The sequence below is a fragment of the Uliginosibacterium gangwonense DSM 18521 genome (genome assembly GCF_000373965.1).
GTDB classification, from domain to species: domain Bacteria; phylum Pseudomonadota; class Gammaproteobacteria; order Burkholderiales; family Rhodocyclaceae; genus Uliginosibacterium; species Uliginosibacterium gangwonense.
The window spans coordinates 333,041-352,542 of record NZ_KB892846.1 but is presented as its reverse complement, the minus strand read 5'-3'; the positions used below and the strand labels follow the sequence as shown (position 1 = coordinate 352,542).

The following is a 19,502-nucleotide window of genomic DNA, read 5'->3' as shown; positions in this document are numbered from 1 at the left end:
CCCGCGCATGAATAGCTATATCATCCTAAAACATCTGCATATGACACTTGTGGCGCTTAGTGCTACCGGATTTGTTTTGCGCGGGCGCTGGATGCTGCGCGGCTCCCCCTTACTCCAGCACCGCCTCACCAAAATCTTGCCGCATATCATCGACACCTGCCTACTAGCTTCAGGCATTGCCCTGGCTGTGACGATCGGTGCATCCCCCATGGCCCAGCCCTGGTTGATGGCAAAACTGATCGGGCTGGTGGCCTATATTGTGCTCGGGACTATCGCGCTCAAGCGCGGGCCTACACTTGCCATTCGCGCCACCGCCATGATGGCCGCACTCGTGTGCCTGAGCTGGATGGCGTCAGTGGCCATTACAAAAAGCCCGGCGGGGTTCTGGGGCAGCATATTCTAAAAATGTTTTGGTACATTTTTAATTGGTTGTAGCAAAATGCGTATCAAATCCAGCCTGTTGTGGACGAGCTAGTCAATTTAGGCGGAACGAAAATTCTTGCATTAAGCATAGGCTGGGTTTGCATCGGTAGTTCTTCAAGGCCGCGATAACGGATGCCTTGAGTGTGTCCTGATACTCTGCCGGAATCGATTGAAACCTGATTTGAACTGCGCTCGAAAGCTCCCCATTCTGACCGGTCTGGAAAACGACAATCACACCCCCTTCTATTTTGTGCGTAACCATCTGTTCGGGATATTCCGGTGCAACCATCTTGGGGCACACCATTGCTGCCAGTTGGGGCGACATTGGCTCTGCCGGTTGGCCGTTTTGCAAAGGCGGAGTCTCGCCGCTCTCTGCTGGTGTTGATTGTGATACTTGCGTTGAATTTTGATTGGCACTGCTTGGAAGAGCTGTGTCGGCCCAAGCTGTTGTGACCATTGTGGCAACTATCACCATTCCAAGCAGGCTTGCTTGAAATAAGTTTGGCAGACCCTTATTCATTCGTCTTCCCTAGAACAAAAAAAAGATATCAAAGCAACTATTGCGCCTGATTTCTGGGAATAGTGGTTCCTTCCGTGTACAAAAAAGCCGCATTACAGCGGCTTTTTTGTAAGGACAATCCTGATCGTGGAAAACGATGCGTAAGTTAAATTCGATCAGTGTTGTCTTGTGGTAATGCGATGGTGACGAAGGGTGGCTGTCCCGAGGCGCGTTATTTTTCTACCTGATACCCCAGTAATGCTAGATGCTTGGGGCGCAGATAGCACCAGTCGCTGGGTTCGAGTTCGGGGAGCGAGCCGTCTTCCATTGAGAGTCCGCCTACAGCAAAGCGATGCAGTGATTCTACGTGGTTGCCTGCTGCGGCGATCATGCGGCGTACCAAGTGATATTTGCCGTGATCAATCACCAGTTCGATCTGCCGTTCGCCGGTCTGTTTGACTTCAAGGGCGGCCACAGGCTCGGGTTCGTCGTGCAGTTCTACGCCTGCGAGCAGGGCTTCGATTTCGGCGGGCTGGATATCCTGTGCGGTCTGGGCGCGGTAGTGTTTGGTGACTTGGCGCTTGGCGTGGGCGATGGCGTGGATGAATTGGCCGTCGTCGGAGAAGAGCAGCAGGCCGCTGGTCTCTACATCGAGCCGTCCCACGCTTTGTACGCCACGCACCATCAAGGGCTCGGGTAGAAGGTGGAAGACGCTTTCGTTGTGCTTGGGCTTGTGGGAACACTCGTATCCCAACGGCTTATGCAGGGCAATGTAGACGAGCTTGGAGTATTCCCACTCCCAATCGTCGACCTCGAAAGTGAAGCCGTTTTCGTCATATTCGGCAAACGGATCGGTGGCAACGATGCCTTTGATCTTGACCAGTCCGTCGCGCACGAGTTTGCGTGCTTCTTTGCGAGAGCCAAGGCCTTGGGATTGGAGGATTCTATCCAGTTGCATGTGTTGTTCCTGTGGTGTGCGGCAACCAGTTATTGGCCACGCATGAAGAGTTTGTCCAGGTCAGCCATTGAAAGCTGGGTCCAGGTGGGGCGGCCGTGGTTGCATTGGTCGGCGCGTTCGGTGGCTTCCATGTCGCGCAGCAGCGCGTTCATTTCCGGCAGGGTGAGTTGGCGGTTGGCGCGTACTGCGCCGTGGCAGGCCATGGTGGCGAGCAGTTCGTTGCGCCGGGCAGCGATGACTTCGCTGGCTGGGTAGTCGCGGAGTTCGGCGAGCAGGCTGCGCAGCAGGTCGGCAACATTGGCGCGCCCCAAGAGGGCGGGCACGCTACGCACGGCGAGTTCGTGGGGGCCTGCAGAGCCTATATCGAAGCCCATCCGCGTCAGCGTTTCGGCATGTTCTTCGGCGGTGGCCATTTCGATCTTGCTGGCATTGATGACAGCCGGGATGAGCAGGCGTTGCACGCCGGGATTGCCATCGAGCACATGTTTGAGTTGTTCGTACAGAATGCGCTCATGTGCCGCATGCATATCTACCAGTATCAATCCCTGTTCGTTCTGGGCCAGGATGTAGACGCCATGAATTTGTCCTACCGCGTAACCCAGCGCGGCGGCGCGGGTTGGGTCGTGAGCGGGCAGGGGGGCAGGGGCATTGGGAGCCAGATGGGTGATGGCATTTTCCAGGGCCGCCGGGCGCATGCCTGTCTGTGGCGGCGGGCTGTAGCGCACCGGGGCTATGCTTGTGGCCTGATTTGCGAAAGAAGGCTGGTTTGTGCTGATAGCGTAATGAGGCGGCGTAGCCTCTTCCACGGCCAAGCGGGCCTGTTCGGTCGGGCCGGAGTAATAATGCGTTGTGCTGGCCGGGGCGGGCGTTTCATCCTGCGTTGGGTGGCTTGCACTGTAGGCGGCCTGTACCGGTGCGGCCAGACTGCGGCTGACGCCGTGGAATACGAACTGGTGAATGGCACGCCCCTCGCGGAAGCGCACTTCGGTTTTGGCTGGGTGGACGTTGACGTCCACCCCGGCCGGGTCCATCTCTAGAAACAGGACGAATGCCGGGTGACGACTGCCGTGCAGGATGTCGGCATAGGCTTCACGTAAGGCGTGCTGGATCAGCTTGTCGCGCACGAAACGGCCATTGACGTAGAAGAACTGCGCATCACGGTTGGCACGAGCGTAGGCGGGCAGGGCAGCAAAGCCGGTGAGGCGCAGCGGGCCGGATTCCACCTCTACCCGGCGCGAGTGGGCCATGAAGTCGTCCCCCAGAATTTCGCGGGCGCGGCGTTCGGCGTCACCTGCAGGCAGGCGTAACGTGAGGCGCCCGTTGTGGTGGAGCTGGAAGCCTACGTCCGGGCGGGCGAGCGCGATGCGGCGGAATACGTCGTCACAATGGCCGAATTCGGTGGATTCGGATTTGAGGAATTTCCGCCGTGCCGGGGTGTTGTAGTAGAGGTCTTCAACCTCGACGACGGTGCCTGCATTGAGTGCAGCCGGTACGGGCGTGCGTTCGCGTTCGGTGATCTTCCAGGCGTGCGCTGCACCTTCGGCACGGCTAGTGATGCGGGTACGGGCCACGGAGGAGATCGCCGCGAGCGCCTCTCCCCGGAAACCCATGGTGCCGACAGCCTCCAGGTCTTCCAGTGTGGCAATCTTGCTGGTGGCGTGGCGTTCCAGCGCGAGCGCCAGATCGTCCTTGCCGATGCCGCACCCGTCATCGGTGATGCGCATCTGCTTCACGCCGCCTTGGGCAAGGTGGACTTCCATGGCGCAGCTGCCTGCATCCAGGCTGTTTTCCATCAGTTCCTTGAGCACGGAGGCCGGGCGCTCCACCACCTCGCCAGCGGCGATTTGGTTGATGAGCACTTCAGGGAGTTTATGGATGGCAGGCATGGAACAGCAGTGGCACACTAAAGGCGCAATTATGCCGTGACCCAGGCCGCCAAGCGATCAAATTCTCGTGCCTTGCTCTTCTTCTTCCAATTCCGCCCCCGCCACAGGCAACCAGTATTCGTCTGGTACGCCGATGCGTTGCATGATCACGCTTTGCTTGACGCGCAGGAGCTGGGCGGCAGCACGGTAGTCGTCGGGGAGTGCCGGGTCGTTCCAGCCATTGGCGGCATGGCGGGCCAGATCGCAGGCCAGGATGACATTGCGTACCCGGGGGCTGTCTGCGTTGCGGTTGTCCATCAGAGTGATCAACAGTTCAGGCAGATGCCAGGCTTTGACCAGTGCGGCCTGCACGTCTGGAATGCCGACGCTGAAAATCGCTTCCTGTGCGGCAACACTGCGCATCTGTGGGTTGTCGGCACGCAGCTTCATGACCTGCTGCATGCACACCGGGGCAAAGCACCAGAAGAGCATTTCTGCCGCCTCATGCAGTAGGGCTGCCACGGTGACTTCATCTACATCGATATCGTGGCGGATCAGCGCAAACTCGCGGGCCCAGTGGGCGGCGTGTTTGGCCCGGCTGATGACCTTGAACAAGCCGACCAGAGCACGGGGGTGTTTGGCCAAGGCATCTTCTACTGTGGGCAGGTCGCCAAAGTGGTTGAAGAAGGGGGTGATGCCCATCATCATGATGGCGCGGTCCACGGTGGTGATGTCGTGGTTCTGGCGACGAGGGCGATGCTCTTCCAGATAAGTCAGTACGCGCAGCGCCAGCATGGGGTCTTGCAGCACGTCAGAGGCGAGGATGCGGCCCGTGACAGCGTCTTCGTTCTCCCTTAATTCGGCAAGCGAGCGCATGCTTCGGCGCAGCACGGGGATGTCCCGATTCCCGAAATAGGCGATGTATTCATCAATGGAGTTCAAAGGGGCTTCAAGCACGATCTGTCTACCGGAGTTCCGCCTGTGAACAGTAACGTCACTTTCGTGGCGCAACTTGAGGATTTTTATACATAAAAGTGTTGCCTTCTGGGGACTTCTTGCCTTTGGTTCTGGCTCCCTGTATATAACGTTTCCGCCCTCCAGATCAAGGCGACCACACAGGCATATGCAAGGGGGCGATGATGGGGCGTGATCCGAATATGGCAGCAGAACACTTCAAGGCGTGGTTGTTGGAGCGTCACGGCAAAGGCACCCGGCTTCGGCAGACACGCCTGTGTGAGACCGAGCTGGATGATGGTGATGTGCTGCTCCAGGTGGCTTATGCCTCGATTACCCGGCGCGATGCCTTGGCTTGTTGTGCGCAAGAGGTGGCTTCCCGGCGCCTGCCCTGCGTGCCAGGGGGCGATTTGGTCGCCCAGGTGCTGGCAAGTGCCGCACCACGTTTCCAGCCCGGGGATTGGGTTTTTGCCAGCGGTTATGGCATTGGCTCCAAGCATCACGGAGCCTACGCGGAGCGCGCTTTATTGCCTGGCGGCTGGTTGCTGCCGGTGCCAGAAAAACTGGATGCCTTATCGGCCATCAGCCTGGGGGGTTCCGGACTGGCGGTAGCCATGGCGCTTACGCAACTGGAAGATAATGGTCTCAAACCAGAGCGGGGCCCTGTGTTGGTGACCGGGGCCGGGGGCAGTAACGGTTCGCTGGCGGTGACACTCTTGGCCGCACGGGGTTATGAGGTCTGCGCACTGACCAGACAGGCGGAAAATTCCCAATGGCTCAAGGACTTGGGGGCTTCTCGCGTGCTGTTGTACGGTGATCTGCATCTTGACGCCATTCAGCCGCTGGCACGCGGCGTATGGGCAGGCGCGGTCGATAATTTGGGGGGAAATGTACTAGGCTGGATATTGGGTTCAAGCAAACCTGGTGCAGCAGTGGTGGCGTTGGGAGACGTGCTGGGAAGTGCAGTGAACTTATCTCTGGCGCCGATGGTGGCGCGTGGGGTGAGCGTGTTGGGGGTGGATTCTGCGCAGGCTGGTTTTGCGACCAAACACAAGGCCTGGATACGACTTGCAGGAGATTTGCATTCCGACAAGCTCCGTTTGTTATACAGGATGGTAGGATTCGAGGAGATACCCTTAATGTGCACGCAGTTGCTCAACGGGGTGTCTCGTGGCCGGACAGTGGTTCGGATTGCGGACAGTGGTGGTTAAAAGGAAGGCATATGACTGAAGTCGCGGCGCAACTCCCTCGCGTGCTGATTGTTGATGATTCACGCATGGTTCGCGCTTCCTTGAGCAAGCAGATTCGTGACAAGTTCGACGTGCGTGAGGAGGCAGACGGCGAAGCAGGTTGGCAGGCATTGTTGCTGGACCCGACCGTCGAAGTAGTCATTTCTGATATCGGAATGCCGCGACTGGATGGCTTTGGCCTGCTGCAGCGCATCCGGGGCTCACGGCTGTCGCGGATCAATTCCCTGCCTGTGCTGATCATTTCGGGTGAGGACGAGGATGAGGCCCGCACCAAGGCACAGACCCTGGGCGCGACCGACTTCATTACCAAGGGCACGCCCCGGGTTGAACTGATCGCCCGGATTGAGGCGCTGGTCAAGCTGGCCCAAACCCGCCGCGAACTGGAAGAAAGCCGCGAGCAGTTGGTGCGTCGCAACCGTGGCGACGTGAGCGTGATGGTGGTGCAGGTGGATCATTACGACGAGTTGTGCACCAACTTTGGTCACAGCGTGGGGCAGCTCATCCACCGTAAGCTCTCCAAGCTGCTTTCTGCCAAGGTTCGTAAGGAAGATACGATTGCTCACTTGGCGGAAGGCCAGTTTGCGGTCATTTCTCCTTCTGCCGATCTGGATGCCTGTGGGGCCTTTGCCCTGCGTTTGCGCCGGGCGATTGAAACGATTGTGATGACCTACAAGGAGCATCGCATCCGTGTGAGCCTGACCATTGGTTTGGCCAGCGCTCACGGCGACCCCAACCTTTCGCTGGAGGAATTGCTGCAATTGGCGGCTTCCCGCGTGTCGGAAGGAACCATGCTCGGTGGCAACCGGGTGGTCTCGGAAGCGGGTGAGGTGACGCCTGATAACGTGGGCCGCTTCAGCCGTCTGGCCGTCAGTCTGGACCATGCGCTGACGCAGATCCGCAGTGGCTCGAAGGAAGAGGCCCGCAAGCGTCTGCGTGAGATTGTCTACACCATGATGCCACTGATGGAATTTATCGACAGCGAATTCCATGTCGGCCTGCCCTTGGCCGAACTGGCCGAGAAGGCCCAGATCACGGCACTCGATCTGCATACTGCAACGGCTACCGCTTCCCAGTGGAGTGGTACGCAGTGGCGCGGCTGATTACGGCCTGAATACACTGGCCACCACTGTGGCAGGTGGCCAGCCTTTCTCCTGGACATTAGAAGTGGTAATGGGCCCGTTAGCGTACCTCGCTGGTCACGACCGCAAATCTATCAAGTCCGATTGACCATAGACTGAGGATGTAACATAAAGCCTGATTAGGGAGGCGGGTATTTCCCTGTTCGGGTGGTATGGACAAAAAAATGCCAGGGGATTTGGCCCCTGGCGTTGTGATTTGCATCGCGCTTTTTATTGTGCGTTGAGCGTCTTGCGTAATGCGTACAAGGCTTCCATGGCTTCGCGTGGGCTCATGTTGTCCGGGTCCAGTTCGGCCAATTGGGTCAGTGCCGGATGGCTGACCTGGGAGGGCTCTGCTTCTGGCAGGCTGGCAAACAGATCGTCTTGCCCGCCGGAGACCACCTCGCGGTTTTCCAGTGAGCGCAGGCGGCGTTTGGCGTCGCGTACCACGGCAGAGGGAATGCCCGCCAGTGCCGCCACTTCGATCCCGTAGCTTTGCGAGGCAGGGCCATCCTGTACCGCATGCAGGAAGACGATGCTATGCCCATGCTCAATTGCACCCAGGTGCACATTTACGCATTCCGGGTATTCCTGCCCCAAGCGGGTCAGCTCAAAGTAGTGGGTGGAGAACAAGGCATAACTGCGGTTTTTGTCGAGCAGGTGGCGCGCAATAGAATATGCCAAAGCCATGCCGTCAAAGGTTGAAGTGCCCCGGCCAATTTCATCCATGAGTACGAGGCTGCGTTCTGTGGCGCCATTGAGGATGGCTGCCGCTTCCGTCATTTCCACCATGAAGGTGGAGCGCCCGGAAGCCAGGTCGTCCGAAGCGCCGATCCGCGTGAAGATCGCATCTACCGGGCCGATGCGGCAGCGCGTGGCCGGTACAAATGAGCCGCAATGTGCCAGCAAGACAATCAGCGCCACCTGCCGCATGTACGTGGATTTACCACCCATGTTCGGGCCGGTGACCAGTAACATGCGGCGCGTAGGGGCCATGCGGGTATCATTGCTGATGAAGTCATCCACCTGCCGTTCCACCACCGGGTGGCGGCCTTCCACAATTTCGAGCGTGGCCTCATCAACCAGTTCGGGAATTCTATAGTCATATCGCGCCGCCGCCTGGGAGAAAGCATTCAGCCCATCGAGCAGCGCGATTGCGTGGGCAATGGTCTGCAAGCGCGGCACCTGTGGTGCGAGCTGCTCCAGCAATGCGTCATAGAGCAGCTTTTCACGCGCCAGCGCCCGTTCCTGTGCAGAGAGCGCCTTGTCCTCAAATGCCTTGAGTTCCGGGGTGATGTAGCGCTCGGCGTTCTTCATCGTCTGGCGGCGACGATAATCTTCTGGGACGCGATCGGTGTTGGCGTGCGTTACTTCGATATAGAAGCCGTGTACGCGGTTGAATTCCACCTTCAAGGTAGAGATGCCGGTACGTTCCCGTTCGCGTGTTTCCAGGGCCACCAGGAATTCGCCGCAATTGTTCTGGATATCACGCAGCTCGTCCAGCTCTGTGTCATATCCCTTGCCGATGACGCCGCCTTCGCGGATCAGTGTAGCAGGCTCTTCCATGATGGCTGCACGCAACAGGAGCAGCACATCCACCGGCGTTGCCAGATCGTCATTCATGCGGGCGAGCAGGGCGCTGCCTGCATGGGCCAGGGGCGCGCGCACGTCTTCCAACGCCCCCAGGCTTTCGCGCAGAGCAGCCAGTTCGCGTGGGCGCACGCTGCGTAATGCAATCCGGGTAGCGATGCGCTCTATGTCGGCAATCGGGCGCAAGGCAGCGGCCACTGCACTCATGGGGCCATCGCCCGCATCACCGAGCAAATCCGCCACAGCCTGATGGCGCTCCCGGCATGCCACGCGATTGGAGAGCGGGTGATGCAGACAGTGGCGTAGCCAGCGCGAGCCCATGCTCGTCTGGGTCAGGTCGAGCAGAGAGAGCAGGGTGGGGGCGGGTTCCCCCCGCAGCGTTTCGGTAATTTCAAGATTGCGACGGGTGTGCGCATCCAGGCGCAGGTAATCGCCCTCTGTCTCCACCTTCAGGCCGGTGACATGCACCAAGGCCTGTCGCTGGGTGGTACGCGCATAGTCAAACAAGGCACCCGCTGCGGCCAGCGCCACGTTTAGCCCTTCGGCACCAAACCCGGCCAGATCATGGGTGCCAAAATGCGTGGTCAGCAGTTCCTGTGCCGTCTTGGCATCGAACTGCCAATCCGCCAGACGCCGAATTGCCGCCACGCGGGATTCCAGCACAGGCAGCTTCAGCGAGTCTGGAATCAATGCCTCTGCGGGGCGCAGGCGTTCCAGGTGACTCAGCAAGGATTCCGGTTCGGTTTCCACCACATGGAAATCCCCGTTCGCCAGATTCAACCACGCCAGCCCCAGTACGCCCCGGTTCAGTTGCAGCGCCAACAAGGGGGCGTCGGCCCGATCATCCAGCAGCGCAGCATCGGTGAGCGTGCCGGGGGTTACGATGCGGCTCACCGCCCGCTCCATCGGCCCCTTGTTGGCCTTGGCGGCCTCGGCAGACTCCAAAACCTGCTCGGCAATCACTGCCGACTCGCCCAGCTTCACCAGCTTGGCCAGATACGGCTCTAGCGCATGAAAAGGTACCCCCGCCATCTTGATCGGCTGCCCGGCGGAGCTGCCGCGCGTGGTTAGTGTGATGTCCAATATCCGCGAGGCCCGCTCGGCATCTTCAAAGAACAGCTCATAGAAATCCCCCATGCGGTAAAACAATAGGGTGTCTGGATGCTGCGCCTTGATCCGCAGGTACTGCTGCATCATGGGGGTGTGCTTGTCGATGCCGACCAGGATGTCTTCTTGATTTTTCGTGTGATTCGTATTCAAGTTGTTGATTCTTTGTAAGAGTTACGTTTGATGCATCATGTGTACATGGGGTAACTACACCGAGCCGCAATTGGTTACGCCTAACATTTTAGTATAGGTTTTTTCGGGCCGATAAAAAACCTATACTTGACACTTATTTTGCATAAAAAAACCTACACGCACATGAGTTTTGACGCACGAAAAGCAAAGTTGCCCAAGCTTGGCGAGTATCTTACCAGTTCGGAATGATGCGGGTCTGTGAAGATCACCTAGGCGACAAGGTACCGATTGCCCCAAGGCGTACAGGAAGCCAGAGGCCTGACTCATAATTCTGGCGACAACGCGCCTCTGATCGACTCTGGAAGAACGCAGTGTTAGATCAATACCGGCTGGAGGTTGATGCGCTTTGCATTTTCGGACTTTCTACTCAAAAGATCGTAACAGCCGCTTAATCCTCAAAGCCCTGTTCGCGGGCGAGCCTGATCATGTGCTGGAGTTCTGCTTTGTCGGTGATCATGATTGCAGCCAGTGCGGCGGCGTGAACGGCGGTGGCAAGGTGGCTGAAGTGGATGTAGCAGGCGTCACCTTCCGAATTGTAGTGTATGCCTTCGCCATAAGGATCGATGTGACCGGCGAACAAGGCTGCTTTGACCAAGCCTTCGATACCGTAACCATTCAGGTTGTAGTTATCGATCGGCTCGCAGCCGTATTCCGCTTCCAGCCATGCCCAGTTGCTGAACGATAGGCGCAGATCCTTCCATTCTGTATTCAGGCAATCATGCAGAACAAAGGGGGCAAACGTATGGACGTCTGGCGTATTGGCAGCAAAGTGCGTGGTATTCAAAGCGTGCTCCCGACCTAGTTGGTCTAGAGATTCAGTTCGATTTCAGTATATCCAGCCTCTATGTTGACCTGGGCTTCCATTCATCTGTATCTGTTTGCTTGGGGATGAGTGGCAGCTTTTCAGGATTGCAAGGAACGTGTTGTTTTGCGCTGGTTACTTATTTCCCTGCAAGTGTGACAAGTATCCTTGTTTATAAGTCGGGTACTTGTGATGAAACACCAATCTGGTCAGGCCAATTTTATCCAGACATGCTAGGGTGTGTTTTTAATATATTGAAATTAAATGGTTTTTTACGGCGCGTATCCATCGGTAGAGCGTGCCTTGCAAAATTTTTTGCAAGGCAAGCAAGTTTTGTAAATTTTTGAGATTTGTAAATCTAATGTTTACTTCATTATTTTTTATGTAGTATGTTTCCGGTAACAGGCGGATGAGACCGGTCTCTTTTTTATTTGAACGGCTTTCGCCCTGTTCAAGTTCGTAAAAACCACAAAACAGCCGAACTGGTCAGCCGATTACTGGAGATGAGGAGCAGGAGATGATTGCTTTACGGAGTAGTGCATTGGCGGGGATGGTGGCTTTGGTGTGTTCCTTGGCCGCATGTGGAGGTGGGAGCGGGGGCAGTTCTTCGGTGGGGGACTCAACGGCGTCCACCGCCAGCAGCGCGCCTGCGAGTTCAAGCAGCAGCGCTGTGTCGCCCAGCACAGGCAGCACAGGGGCGTATGTCGATACCGCCCTGCAAATTACTTTTGATAGCGCTCCAACCATTGGCACAACAGGTTATGTGTATGTGTATAACGCAGACACCAATACCCTGGTCGATAAGGTGGGGTTGAATGCATTTGCCAATGGCTCATGGGCAGCGGATTCGGATCTGACGGTGGCTACACCAACGATCACGGGTACTGTGCTGAGTTCGATGAATACCCAGACGGCGATTGCCAACAACAACACAGAAGTGGACAAGCTGGCGGGTAACGTGACGACCATGGTGTCCAGCAGTGTGCCACTGTATCGCTGGGTGTTCTATCGCCCGGTGGCGATTTCTGGCAATACGGCAACCATCAAACTGCATAACGGCAAGCTGGCGGCCAACACAAACTATTATGTGTTGATTGACAATGGCGTATTGAGTGGCACCTATAACGGCAGCAGCTTTGCGGGGATTACGTCGACGAGTGCCTGGAAGTTCAAGACCAAGGCTGATCCGAGTTCGCAAACCAATGTGACGGTTGCCGCAACAGGAACAAGCGCGGATTTTCGTACCGTACAAGGCGCGTTGAACTGGATCATGAATAATTGTGGGGGGAATTCAAGCAATTCCTGCAACAGTTCTTCGGTGGCCAAGACGATCACGATTGCAGATGGCACTTACAACGAGCTGCTTTTCCTGCGAGGGGTGAATAACCTGACGGTCAGTGGTGCTTCCAAGGCCGGGACGGTGGTGCAGTATGAAAACTTTGAGCAGTACAACCCCGGCGCCGGGGGGAGTGCCACGCTGGCTACGCTGACAGGCACCAACCTGACAACGACCAAGCAACAATCCGAAGTGGGGGGATATCGGCCTTACCTCGGTGGTGGCCGTCCGGTGCTGCTGGTGGAAGGTGCGGATTTGCTCAAGCTGAGCAACTTCACGTTGCAGAACCCCCACGTCAAGTCATCGTCCTATAACAATCAGGCGGAGACGATCTATTACAACAGCTCCACGTTGGCGGGGTCGCGCCTGATGGCAACGTCGATGAACTTCATCAGCGCGCAAGACACCATCCAGACCAAGGGCTGGGCCTGGTTCTACAATTCCTATATCGCCGGGGATGTGGATTTTGTGTGGGGTTCGCCCTATGCCGCCTTGTTTGAAAACAGTGAGCTCCACACGGTCTATGATCCGACCAGCAGTTCCGGGGGCTACGTCGTCCAGTCTCGCTCAGCATATGGCTACCCAGGGTTTGTGTTCCTCAACAGCAGTCTGACGGCAGACAGTAACGTACCCAGTGGCTCGGCATACCTGGCCCGTAACAACAGCACAACGGTGGCGGGGGGCTACTGCTCGACCACATCGGCTTTTGTCGGCACAGGTAGTCTCAGTGGCAACAGCTATTTCTATTGTGACAACGTGGCCTATATCAATACCACGGTTGGCTCGCATATCGCTGCTGCGGGTTGGTCTGGCACGCCCAATCAGTCTGCCACGGCCACAACCGGTTGGCGCGAGTGGAACAGCACGCCGACCCCAAGCGGCCGGGCGAGCACAGCTTCCACCGCGATTGATCTGAGCGCGCTCAATAGCCGGGCGAAAGTCTTTGCGCAGTGGAATTCGAATACGGGTTGGACACCGACCCCATGATCCTGTGATGTGGTGTTAGTCACTTGGGCCCGGCCGATTGGCCGGGCTTTTTTTGCAACCTTGCCCACATATTCAGGATTGAGAAGACGGGGTGCCTTGATGCAGCGAAGTCCGTGCTGCTACCATGCGTGAATCAAGCCGAGAAAATGGGCATGACTGTGTGGGGTACATGCCTGGGGCCAGGTTTCCAGACGATGATTTTAAAAAGGGAGGTCTTGTATGCCGTTTTGTCATTCTTGTGGTGCAGAGGTTAATGAGAAGGCTGTGGTGTGCGTCAAGTGCGGGGTCGCGCTGTCGCCTGCGGGGGCAGGTGGGCAGGTGGGGCCGGTTTCCGACAAGGAGTGGCTGGTTGCATTGCTGCTGTGCATCTTCCTGGGCGGTTTTGGGATTCACCGTTTCTACACCGGCCATATCGGGATTGGCGTGGTGCAGTTGCTAACCTTGGGCGGGTGCGGAATCTGGACCCTGATCGACCTGATCATGATCATCACAGGTGGTTTGAAGGATGCGCAGGGGCGTGCTCTCAAGAAATCTTGATGCTTTGATCGCACTGGGTGTGGCTGCAATGGGCCTGTGTGCCCTGGTGGCCCCCTCCCTGTTCCTTGCGATCTCGCCATCGTGCCTGATCACCACCCTCACCGGGCACCACTGCTGGGGGTGTGGCATGACGCGCGCTGTTGTTGCCGCGCTCAGGGGGGATTTTGCCCTGGCGTGGCACTACAACGGGATGGTAGTGATTGTTTTGCCCCTGCTATGCGTAGAGTATTTCCGTTTGTTACGCCGTGTGGCTTGCTCTGTTATGCGGTTGCGGGCTTGTAGCGTAGAGATGCCTGTATGATCGCCGGTGTGCTCGTCTTGTCTGTGTTTGTCTATGCTGATGGCATTGGTTGATGCTCGCTGGCCGCATCCGCTATATTCTTTTCGACTTCTTCGGCACACTTGTTGATTACCAGGTCGACAATCCTCTGGCAAGTTTTTCCTCAGTAATTCCTGCACTGAATCGTTCTGGCTATGCAGGAGATGTTTCTATTTTGCAGGCCAGATGGCAGTCTGTGTACGCAGATATGCTATTGGAATCGATGCGCACACTCGTTGAATTCCCGTTTGAAGCCGTGTGTATGCGTACCCTGGCCAGCCTGCCCGGCGTGTGACCAAGTGATGAATTGTGTGCCGAGTTCATGCATGGGCTGCTGCATGGCTGGAATGCCCAGGTTCGCCCGATTGGGGGGCTCAGGGCGATGCTGGAAGCGCTGCAGGCCTCTTACACCCTGGCGGTGATCTCCAACACCCACTACGCGCCTTTGGTGCATGGCAATCTGGCCCGTTTTGGGCTGAGTGATTGTTTCCGCCATGTACTCACCTCGGTCGAGCATGGACAGCGCAAACCATCATCGGCACTCTTCCATGCCATGCTGCTGCGCCTGAGGGCGCAAACGGACGAATGCGCCTATGTGGGCGACAATCCCCTGGAGACTACGCAGGCGCTGTTTCCGCCGGTCTGAGGCCGGTATTGATTGATCCGGTTGGCAAGCATTCCCACGTGCCGCCTGAATGCCGGATTACCCACATACTGGACCTCGCCACTTACTTGGCGTGTGCTTCGAAAACCTAAAAGCTGCGTTTATCCCCACAGATTGTCGACAGCGTTGTGGATAAGGTGTTGGCGGGCTCCCTAAGTGTTTGAAGACGCTTGAATCTATTGCCTTGCGCACAAATGGCGCAGTTTTTGCCGACGCGATTTGGCTTGTCCCCAAACCTTGTGAGCAGGTTTGTGGATAAGGTGTTGGATAGCTTGCCAAGTCGTTGAAAAATGGATGAAAAATACAGGTTGCGCAAGGATTGCGCAAAATTGCGCCTCAATTGCCCTTTTCAAAATTGTCAAATTTTCTTTTATGGATCTATCGCCGGGAGAGGCGTGGATATTGTGAAAACCCCTGGGATTTCCCCAGTAAATGTCGACAGGGCTGTGGACAAGGTGTTGGAGGTGCTGGCAAGTCTTTGAAGTGTCAGCCATTCATCGCGTTGCGCAAAAATGGAGCAACTTGGGCGAAAGCTACGGGAGATTGTCCCCCGTTTGTGTTGGCAGGGCTGTGGACAAGATGTGTGGGAAGGTGCCAAGTCTTTGATCAGGCGAAAGAAATCTGAACTGGGCAATCATTGCTCACATGGGGGCGGTACGCAGTATGACACTGGGGATTATGCGCAATTTCTTTCGGGGATGCGCTCGTCAGTTGTCGCCACCTGTGGGGATCAAGGGATTTGTCCCCTGATCGTGTTGGCATGCTTGTGGATAAACTGTTGGTCTTCAAGCCAACTGCCTGATGTGAATGGGAAAAATTCCCGCGCTCAAAAATTGCGCAGTTACCGTTGAGGTGGAAACAGGTTTAAGGCTTGTTGTACCGCTTCTTGCAGCCACGCTTCGCGTTGTGCGGGCGTGCTGAGGATGATTGATTCAAAGTTGCGGCGCTCCACGCGTTCAACGCCGCAGAAGCCAAACACGCAGCGTTTCCAGAGATTGTCCAAAGGGTCGCCATAGTGTTTGAGTTCAGCCTCACGCGGCGTGTTGGAGGTCGTCAGTACCAGGGCGGCCTGGGCTTTAAGCAGACCCATCACGATGCCTTCCCCTGCCGCGTTGGTGCCAAAGCGATACGCTTCGCCTGCCCGCAACACGCGGTCGAGCCAACCTGTGAGTATTGCAGGGGGCTGTGCCCACCAATTGGGATGCACAACGATGATGCCATCTGCATTGAGTGTGAGATCGGCGTGCTTCCTTACTTGTGGCGGTACGGCATGGCCGCGTTCCAGTTCGGCGGTAGAGTAGAGCGGATCAAACCCCTCTGCGTACAGGTCACGCAGATCAATGGTGTGCCCTGCCTGGGCAAGCGCCTGTTGCACCGTGGTGGCAATGGCATGGTTGAAGCTGCCGGGCTTGGGGTGGGCGAGGATAATGAGGATGTTCATGGTACGTCAGCAGCACTCGTGCTCAATCTGCTCCAGCAGTTTAAGCGCGGCCTGATCGTCGTGCTGCTCCAGTTGATCACGCAGAATGTTCAGGTGAGCGTGGATCAGGAACAGCTCATCATGGCGCGGCCCGCCGACAGGGTGCAGCTTCTGTGCAAACAGCCGCCAGAACGGGTTGCTCTTGGCCGGGTCTTCCATGTAAGGGTTGAGCATTGCGATCAGGCGGCGGGCTTGCCCGCTGCAATCCAGGCCAATGAAGCTGACATAACGGTCTGGGCGGTCACGGTTGTTCTCGTCCTGCTTGGCACATAAACAAGGTGCTTCAGTCTTCATCGTCGATCAGGGCGATGGCGATGCCACCGCTCGCTTCAAGATTGGGCGTTAAGCTTGCGCAGTGATCGCTCAGGTTGATGCCATACAGCGCAAAATCATCTCCTTTTGCCAGTGGAGTCAGGCGTGAAGGGATATCGTTATCGCTGCACAAAGTAAAGGGAATGCCTGGAAAAGCCTGCCGCAATTCCAGATCGACGCCTTGCCGGCGTGCGTTGCCGCCCCCCAGTGCGGCGCACACCGTATGGATGAATTCTGGGGTGATCACGCCTCTTCCTCCTCTGCTGCCAGCGCAGCAAAACGCTCCAGCGAAGGCGGGGTGATGCCCATGATCCGGGCCAGCCATGGGGGGGGGGTTTGCAGAGAGGTCTGCAGGCGCGCCACGCTCTCGCGGGCCGGGCTTGTCTTGGTGATCTTGACCGGGTGGATGTTGGCGCGGATGACCTTGGCGGCAGCCGGGCCACCAATGGACTGCACGTAGACTACCTGGCAATCATTGATCAAGGCCGCGCGGGCGAGGTTTTTATCTTCCGCCTCTTCGGCCTCCAGGGTGGAGCGCAGGTCGATCAGGCGCGCTTCGCTGGCTGAGACTTGGTAGACCAAAAAGCGCTCGCAGGACCCGAAATGACCATCGAGCATTTCACCGGAATTCGATGCACATGCCAGACGGATGGAGTTGGGCATGTCCCCTTCGCTATATGCCTCGCGTTGAGGCAGATCGCTACCCGACACGCCTTCGCCCCACAGGATACGGACAGCACGTTTGAGATCTTCTTTCTCGGATACGCAGATGCCCCCCTCGCCATCCATGGTTGCGCGCAAGGTTTCCACCGAGCATGCACAAAGCTTGGATTCGGTCAGCGGCAGTTCCAGTTTCTCTGCGAGGGCCAGCGTCAGCTCACGTGGGGCGACATTCAACTCCATGGCGGCCAAGCCAATACGCAATGCGGCTTCACGGGTAATCGATGTGTTCATGATGTACTCCTGATCCCCGCCGGTGATCCTGCACGCCAAGCGGGGTGGTGTGCATGCTGATGGGCTAAACGTAGATGATGCAGCTATCGCCCGATGGGCAGGTGGCCTGGCACTTCGGGCCGTCGTCATTGTCTTCACATTCCGTACAGGTATCGGCCTTGATCTTGACGATGCCGCCTTTGTCAAAGATCGAATTCGTCGGGCAGACCTTGATGCAATCGCCACAACTACTGCATTCGGCCACAAGAATTTTCATTGCCATGATAAGACTCCTTGTCCGCTAGATCTATTCCACTCCGTCCATGCGCTTGGCACGCACCGAGATGGGCAGACGTGCAGGGGCGGGAATGGGTTCAATGTAATATACGCCACCATTGGCCAGCTTGATCTCGCCACCCCACTTGTCAGGGGCATCGAATTCAATAGAGGTGATGTTGTCTTCAATGTCGCGTTTGGGCAGATAAAAAACCAGCCCGCCTGCAGCATTTTTTCGCACCATGATGTTGGCCATATCGTACTTCCTGTCAGGAAAAAACGGGCAGAGGCCTTTGGCCTCTGCCTGCTGGTGGCGTCAGCGCACCACGTCGAAGTTATAGTCGGTATCTGCCATGTACTTGGTCTTTTCATCCAGGCGTTCCAACACTGCGTTGGTCAGCGTGGTTAGCACATACATGGCACCTTCATAACCTAGCGTGGTCATGCGATGCAGGTGGTGGCGATCAAAGATCGGGAAACCCAGGCGGATCAGCGGCACTTCGAATTCCGGCCCCTTATGCAAGGTGTCGCGCTGGATTGTTTTGCCGTAGCTGCTGCCGATGATGAAATCCGGCTGATCGGTAAAACACAGGCTGCGCATGTGCCAAAGGTCTGCACCGGGGTAGAGTTTGGCATGGATGCCGTAAGGCGATGCTTCAAGCATCTTCTTCATCGCCTTTTCCCAGCGCTTGTTGCTGTTTGAGCAGACGATATGGGTGGGTTCCACACCCAGTTCCAGCAGGAATTTGGTCAGGCCGAGCAGGAAGTCCGGGTCACCAAACAGCGCCATTTTCTTGCCGTGCAACCAGGCGTGAGAGTCGGTCATCATATCGATGAGTCGCCCACGTTCCTTGGTCAGTGAGGCGGGAACAGGTTTGCCGGAAAGCTCGGAGACTTTCATCAGGAACTCATCGGTCCACTCCACCCCCATCGGGATGTTGATTTTGGGCAATTCATGGTTCCAGGTTCCCTCCACGAACTTGCGGCTCTTTTCCAGCGAGGTGGGCTGCAGGAAGAGTGTAGTGATGGCGTTGGGGGCGTCCTTGACTTCATCAATGGTAGTGCCGCCGGCATACATGTTGTATTCACCCGTAGCCGGGGTGTCGAGCACTTCTTCCGGGTCGCACAGGAAAGTGTAGTCAACCTCCATCTCGCGCAGCATGCGCTTGATGACACGGTAATTGCCCAGGTAAGTCTCAAAGCCCGGAACGATGTTGAGCTTGCCGTTCGTGCCCGGTGCCTTGCCATCCATTTTGTTGAGGGTGAAATACTTCATGATCCCCTCGAACATATTGTCCCAACCGGTGATGTGCGAGCCGACAAAGGAGGGCGTGTTGGCGTAGGGAATCGGAAAGTCTTTATCTACATAGCCTTCCTTGCGAGCGTTGCCGATGAAAGCGCTCAAGTCATCACCGATCACCTCGGCGATGCAGGTGGTGCATACGGCAATCATCTTGGCGTCATACAGTTTGGTGGCGTTTTGCAGACCTTCGTGAACATTCTTCTGGCCGCCGAACACCGCCGCATCTTCCGTCATGGAGTCGGCGATGAAGGCAATGGGTTCCTTGAAGTGGCGGTTGAAGTAGGTACGGAAATAGGCCACGCAACCTTGTGACCCATGCACGTAGACCATGGTTTTTTCAAAACCCAGGCCGCATAGGGTTCCACCCAGGGGTTGGCAGACTTTGGCCGGGTTGATGGTCAGCGCTTCACGCTTGAAGTTCAGGTCTTGATATTCCTGCGTGGTGGTCCAGGCAAAAACTTCGGCAACTCTTTCCTTGGAGGCGCCTTCTTCGAACTTTTCGCGCTTGTTGGCGATCAGTTCCTTGTATTCAGGCTCATTGAAGAGTGGGAAGCAGGGTTTGATTTTCTCGACGGTTTGCATTTTGCATCTCCTTTC

At 56.8% G+C, this 19,502-nt stretch carries 21 protein-coding genes; 8 read left to right on the top strand and 13 right to left on the bottom strand.

The window, feature by feature from the left end; translation table 11 throughout:
* Positions 1 to 7: 7 nt before the first annotated feature.
* The gene (locus B145_RS0113200) at positions 8 to 403 is read left to right on the top strand and encodes a SirB2 family protein (protein WP_018607925.1); all 396 of its coding nucleotides are present in this window, start codon (positions 8 to 10) and stop codon (positions 401 to 403) included.
* A 72-nt stretch (positions 404 to 475) separates the two neighbouring features.
* Here the strand turns inward: B145_RS0113200 and B145_RS28650 are convergent, their stop codons facing one another.
* The 4 genes from B145_RS28650 to B145_RS25580 form a co-directional block, all read right to left on the bottom strand.
* Positions 476 to 943, bottom strand: coding sequence for a hypothetical protein (locus tag B145_RS28650; RefSeq protein ID WP_157288403.1), 468 nt, complete (start codon positions 941 to 943; stop codon positions 476 to 478).
* Between the two features lie 211 nt (positions 944 to 1,154).
* On the bottom strand, positions 1,155 to 1,880 hold the full coding sequence (locus tag B145_RS0113190) for a pseudouridine synthase (protein WP_018607923.1): 726 nt from the start codon (positions 1,878 to 1,880) through the stop codon (positions 1,155 to 1,157).
* Between the two features lie 29 nt (positions 1,881 to 1,909).
* On the bottom strand, positions 1,910 to 3,766 hold the full coding sequence (gene mutL / locus B145_RS0113185; protein ID WP_018607922.1) for a DNA mismatch repair endonuclease MutL: 1,857 nt from the start codon (positions 3,764 to 3,766) through the stop codon (positions 1,910 to 1,912).
* A 57-nt stretch (positions 3,767 to 3,823) separates the two neighbouring features.
* Positions 3,824 to 4,702: an HDOD domain-containing protein gene (locus tag B145_RS25580; protein WP_245541859.1), complete on the bottom strand. Its 879-nt coding sequence runs from the start codon at positions 4,700 to 4,702 to the stop codon at positions 3,824 to 3,826.
* Between the two features lie 179 nt (positions 4,703 to 4,881).
* Here B145_RS25580 and B145_RS0113175 point away from each other — a divergent pair, with 179 nt between their 5' ends.
* Together B145_RS0113175 and B145_RS0113170 are read left to right on the top strand one after the other, a co-directional pair.
* Positions 4,882 to 5,910, top strand: a complete 1,029-nt coding sequence (locus tag B145_RS0113175) for an alcohol dehydrogenase catalytic domain-containing protein (protein WP_018607920.1) — start codon at positions 4,882 to 4,884, stop codon at positions 5,908 to 5,910.
* Positions 5,911 to 5,921: 11 nt separating this feature from the next.
* A complete protein-coding gene (locus tag B145_RS0113170) occupies positions 5,922 to 7,049 on the top strand; it encodes a GGDEF domain-containing response regulator (RefSeq protein ID WP_018607919.1) in 1,128 nt (375 codons plus the stop codon).
* A gap of 249 nt (positions 7,050 to 7,298) precedes the next feature.
* On the opposite strand, the gene mutS is transcribed toward B145_RS0113170, so the two are convergent.
* Positions 7,299 to 9,851, bottom strand: a complete 2,553-nt coding sequence (gene mutS, locus B145_RS0113165; protein ID WP_083917753.1) for a DNA mismatch repair protein MutS — start codon at positions 9,849 to 9,851, stop codon at positions 7,299 to 7,301.
* Between the two features lie 493 nt (positions 9,852 to 10,344).
* Positions 10,345 to 10,740: a hypothetical protein gene (locus tag B145_RS0113160; RefSeq protein WP_018607917.1), complete on the bottom strand. Its 396-nt coding sequence runs from the start codon at positions 10,738 to 10,740 to the stop codon at positions 10,345 to 10,347.
* Between the two features lie 535 nt (positions 10,741 to 11,275).
* Between B145_RS0113160 and B145_RS0113155 the strand changes: the two genes are divergently transcribed.
* The 5 genes from B145_RS0113155 (at position 11,276) to B145_RS0113140 (ending at position 14,583) form a co-directional block, all read left to right on the top strand.
* Complete coding sequence (locus B145_RS0113155; RefSeq protein WP_157288402.1) at positions 11,276 to 13,081, top strand: pectinesterase; 1,806 nt, start codon at positions 11,276 to 11,278, stop codon at positions 13,079 to 13,081.
* Positions 13,082 to 13,300: 219 nt separating this feature from the next.
* Positions 13,301 to 13,618, top strand: coding sequence for a TM2 domain-containing protein (locus B145_RS0113150; RefSeq protein ID WP_026259108.1), 318 nt, complete (start codon positions 13,301 to 13,303; stop codon positions 13,616 to 13,618).
* On the top strand, positions 13,599 to 13,919 hold the full coding sequence (locus B145_RS28125; protein WP_157288401.1) for a DUF2752 domain-containing protein: 321 nt from the start codon (positions 13,599 to 13,601) through the stop codon (positions 13,917 to 13,919). The genes B145_RS0113150 and B145_RS28125 overlap by 20 nt, the downstream gene beginning before the upstream one ends.
* A gap of 52 nt (positions 13,920 to 13,971) precedes the next feature.
* Positions 13,972 to 14,232, top strand: a complete 261-nt coding sequence (locus tag B145_RS0113145) for a hypothetical protein (RefSeq protein ID WP_018607913.1) — start codon at positions 13,972 to 13,974, stop codon at positions 14,230 to 14,232.
* Between the two features lie 27 nt (positions 14,233 to 14,259).
* On the top strand, positions 14,260 to 14,583 hold the full coding sequence (locus tag B145_RS0113140) for an HAD family hydrolase (RefSeq protein ID WP_018607912.1): 324 nt from the start codon (positions 14,260 to 14,262) through the stop codon (positions 14,581 to 14,583).
* A gap of 859 nt (positions 14,584 to 15,442) precedes the next feature.
* Here B145_RS0113140 and B145_RS0113130 read toward each other — a convergent pair.
* The 7 genes from B145_RS0113130 to nifK all read right to left on the bottom strand — a co-directional run bounded on the left by B145_RS0113130 (position 15,443) and on the right by nifK (position 19,487).
* Positions 15,443 to 16,042 carry an NAD(P)H-dependent oxidoreductase gene (locus B145_RS0113130; RefSeq protein WP_018607910.1) on the bottom strand — a complete coding sequence of 200 codons (600 nt, stop codon included), beginning with the start codon at positions 16,040 to 16,042 and terminating at the stop codon, positions 15,443 to 15,445.
* Between the two features lie 6 nt (positions 16,043 to 16,048).
* Positions 16,049 to 16,375 (bottom strand): N(2)-fixation sustaining protein CowN, encoded by a 327-nt coding sequence (gene cowN, locus B145_RS25575; RefSeq protein ID WP_018607909.1) that lies wholly within the window; start codon positions 16,373 to 16,375, stop codon positions 16,049 to 16,051.
* Positions 16,365 to 16,640 (bottom strand): DUF6129 family protein, encoded by a 276-nt coding sequence (locus B145_RS25570; protein ID WP_018607908.1) that lies wholly within the window; start codon positions 16,638 to 16,640, stop codon positions 16,365 to 16,367. Before B145_RS25570 ends, cowN begins: the two co-directional genes overlap by 11 nt.
* Positions 16,637 to 17,347 carry a dinitrogenase iron-molybdenum cofactor biosynthesis protein gene (locus B145_RS0113115; protein WP_018607907.1) on the bottom strand — a complete coding sequence of 237 codons (711 nt, stop codon included), beginning with the start codon at positions 17,345 to 17,347 and terminating at the stop codon, positions 16,637 to 16,639. Before B145_RS0113115 ends, B145_RS25570 begins: the two co-directional genes overlap by 4 nt.
* A 64-nt stretch (positions 17,348 to 17,411) precedes the next feature.
* Positions 17,412 to 17,609 carry a 4Fe-4S dicluster domain-containing protein gene (locus B145_RS0113110; RefSeq protein ID WP_018607906.1) on the bottom strand — a complete coding sequence of 66 codons (198 nt, stop codon included), beginning with the start codon at positions 17,607 to 17,609 and terminating at the stop codon, positions 17,412 to 17,414.
* 24 nt (positions 17,610 to 17,633) lie between these two features.
* Complete coding sequence (gene nifT, locus B145_RS0113105; RefSeq protein ID WP_018607905.1) at positions 17,634 to 17,858, bottom strand: putative nitrogen fixation protein NifT; 225 nt, start codon at positions 17,856 to 17,858, stop codon at positions 17,634 to 17,636.
* A gap of 60 nt (positions 17,859 to 17,918) precedes the next feature.
* Entirely contained in the window at positions 17,919 to 19,487 is a 1,569-nt protein-coding gene (gene nifK, locus B145_RS0113100) for a nitrogenase molybdenum-iron protein subunit beta (protein WP_018607904.1), read from the bottom strand.
* Between the last annotated feature and the right edge of the window lie 15 nt (positions 19,488 to 19,502).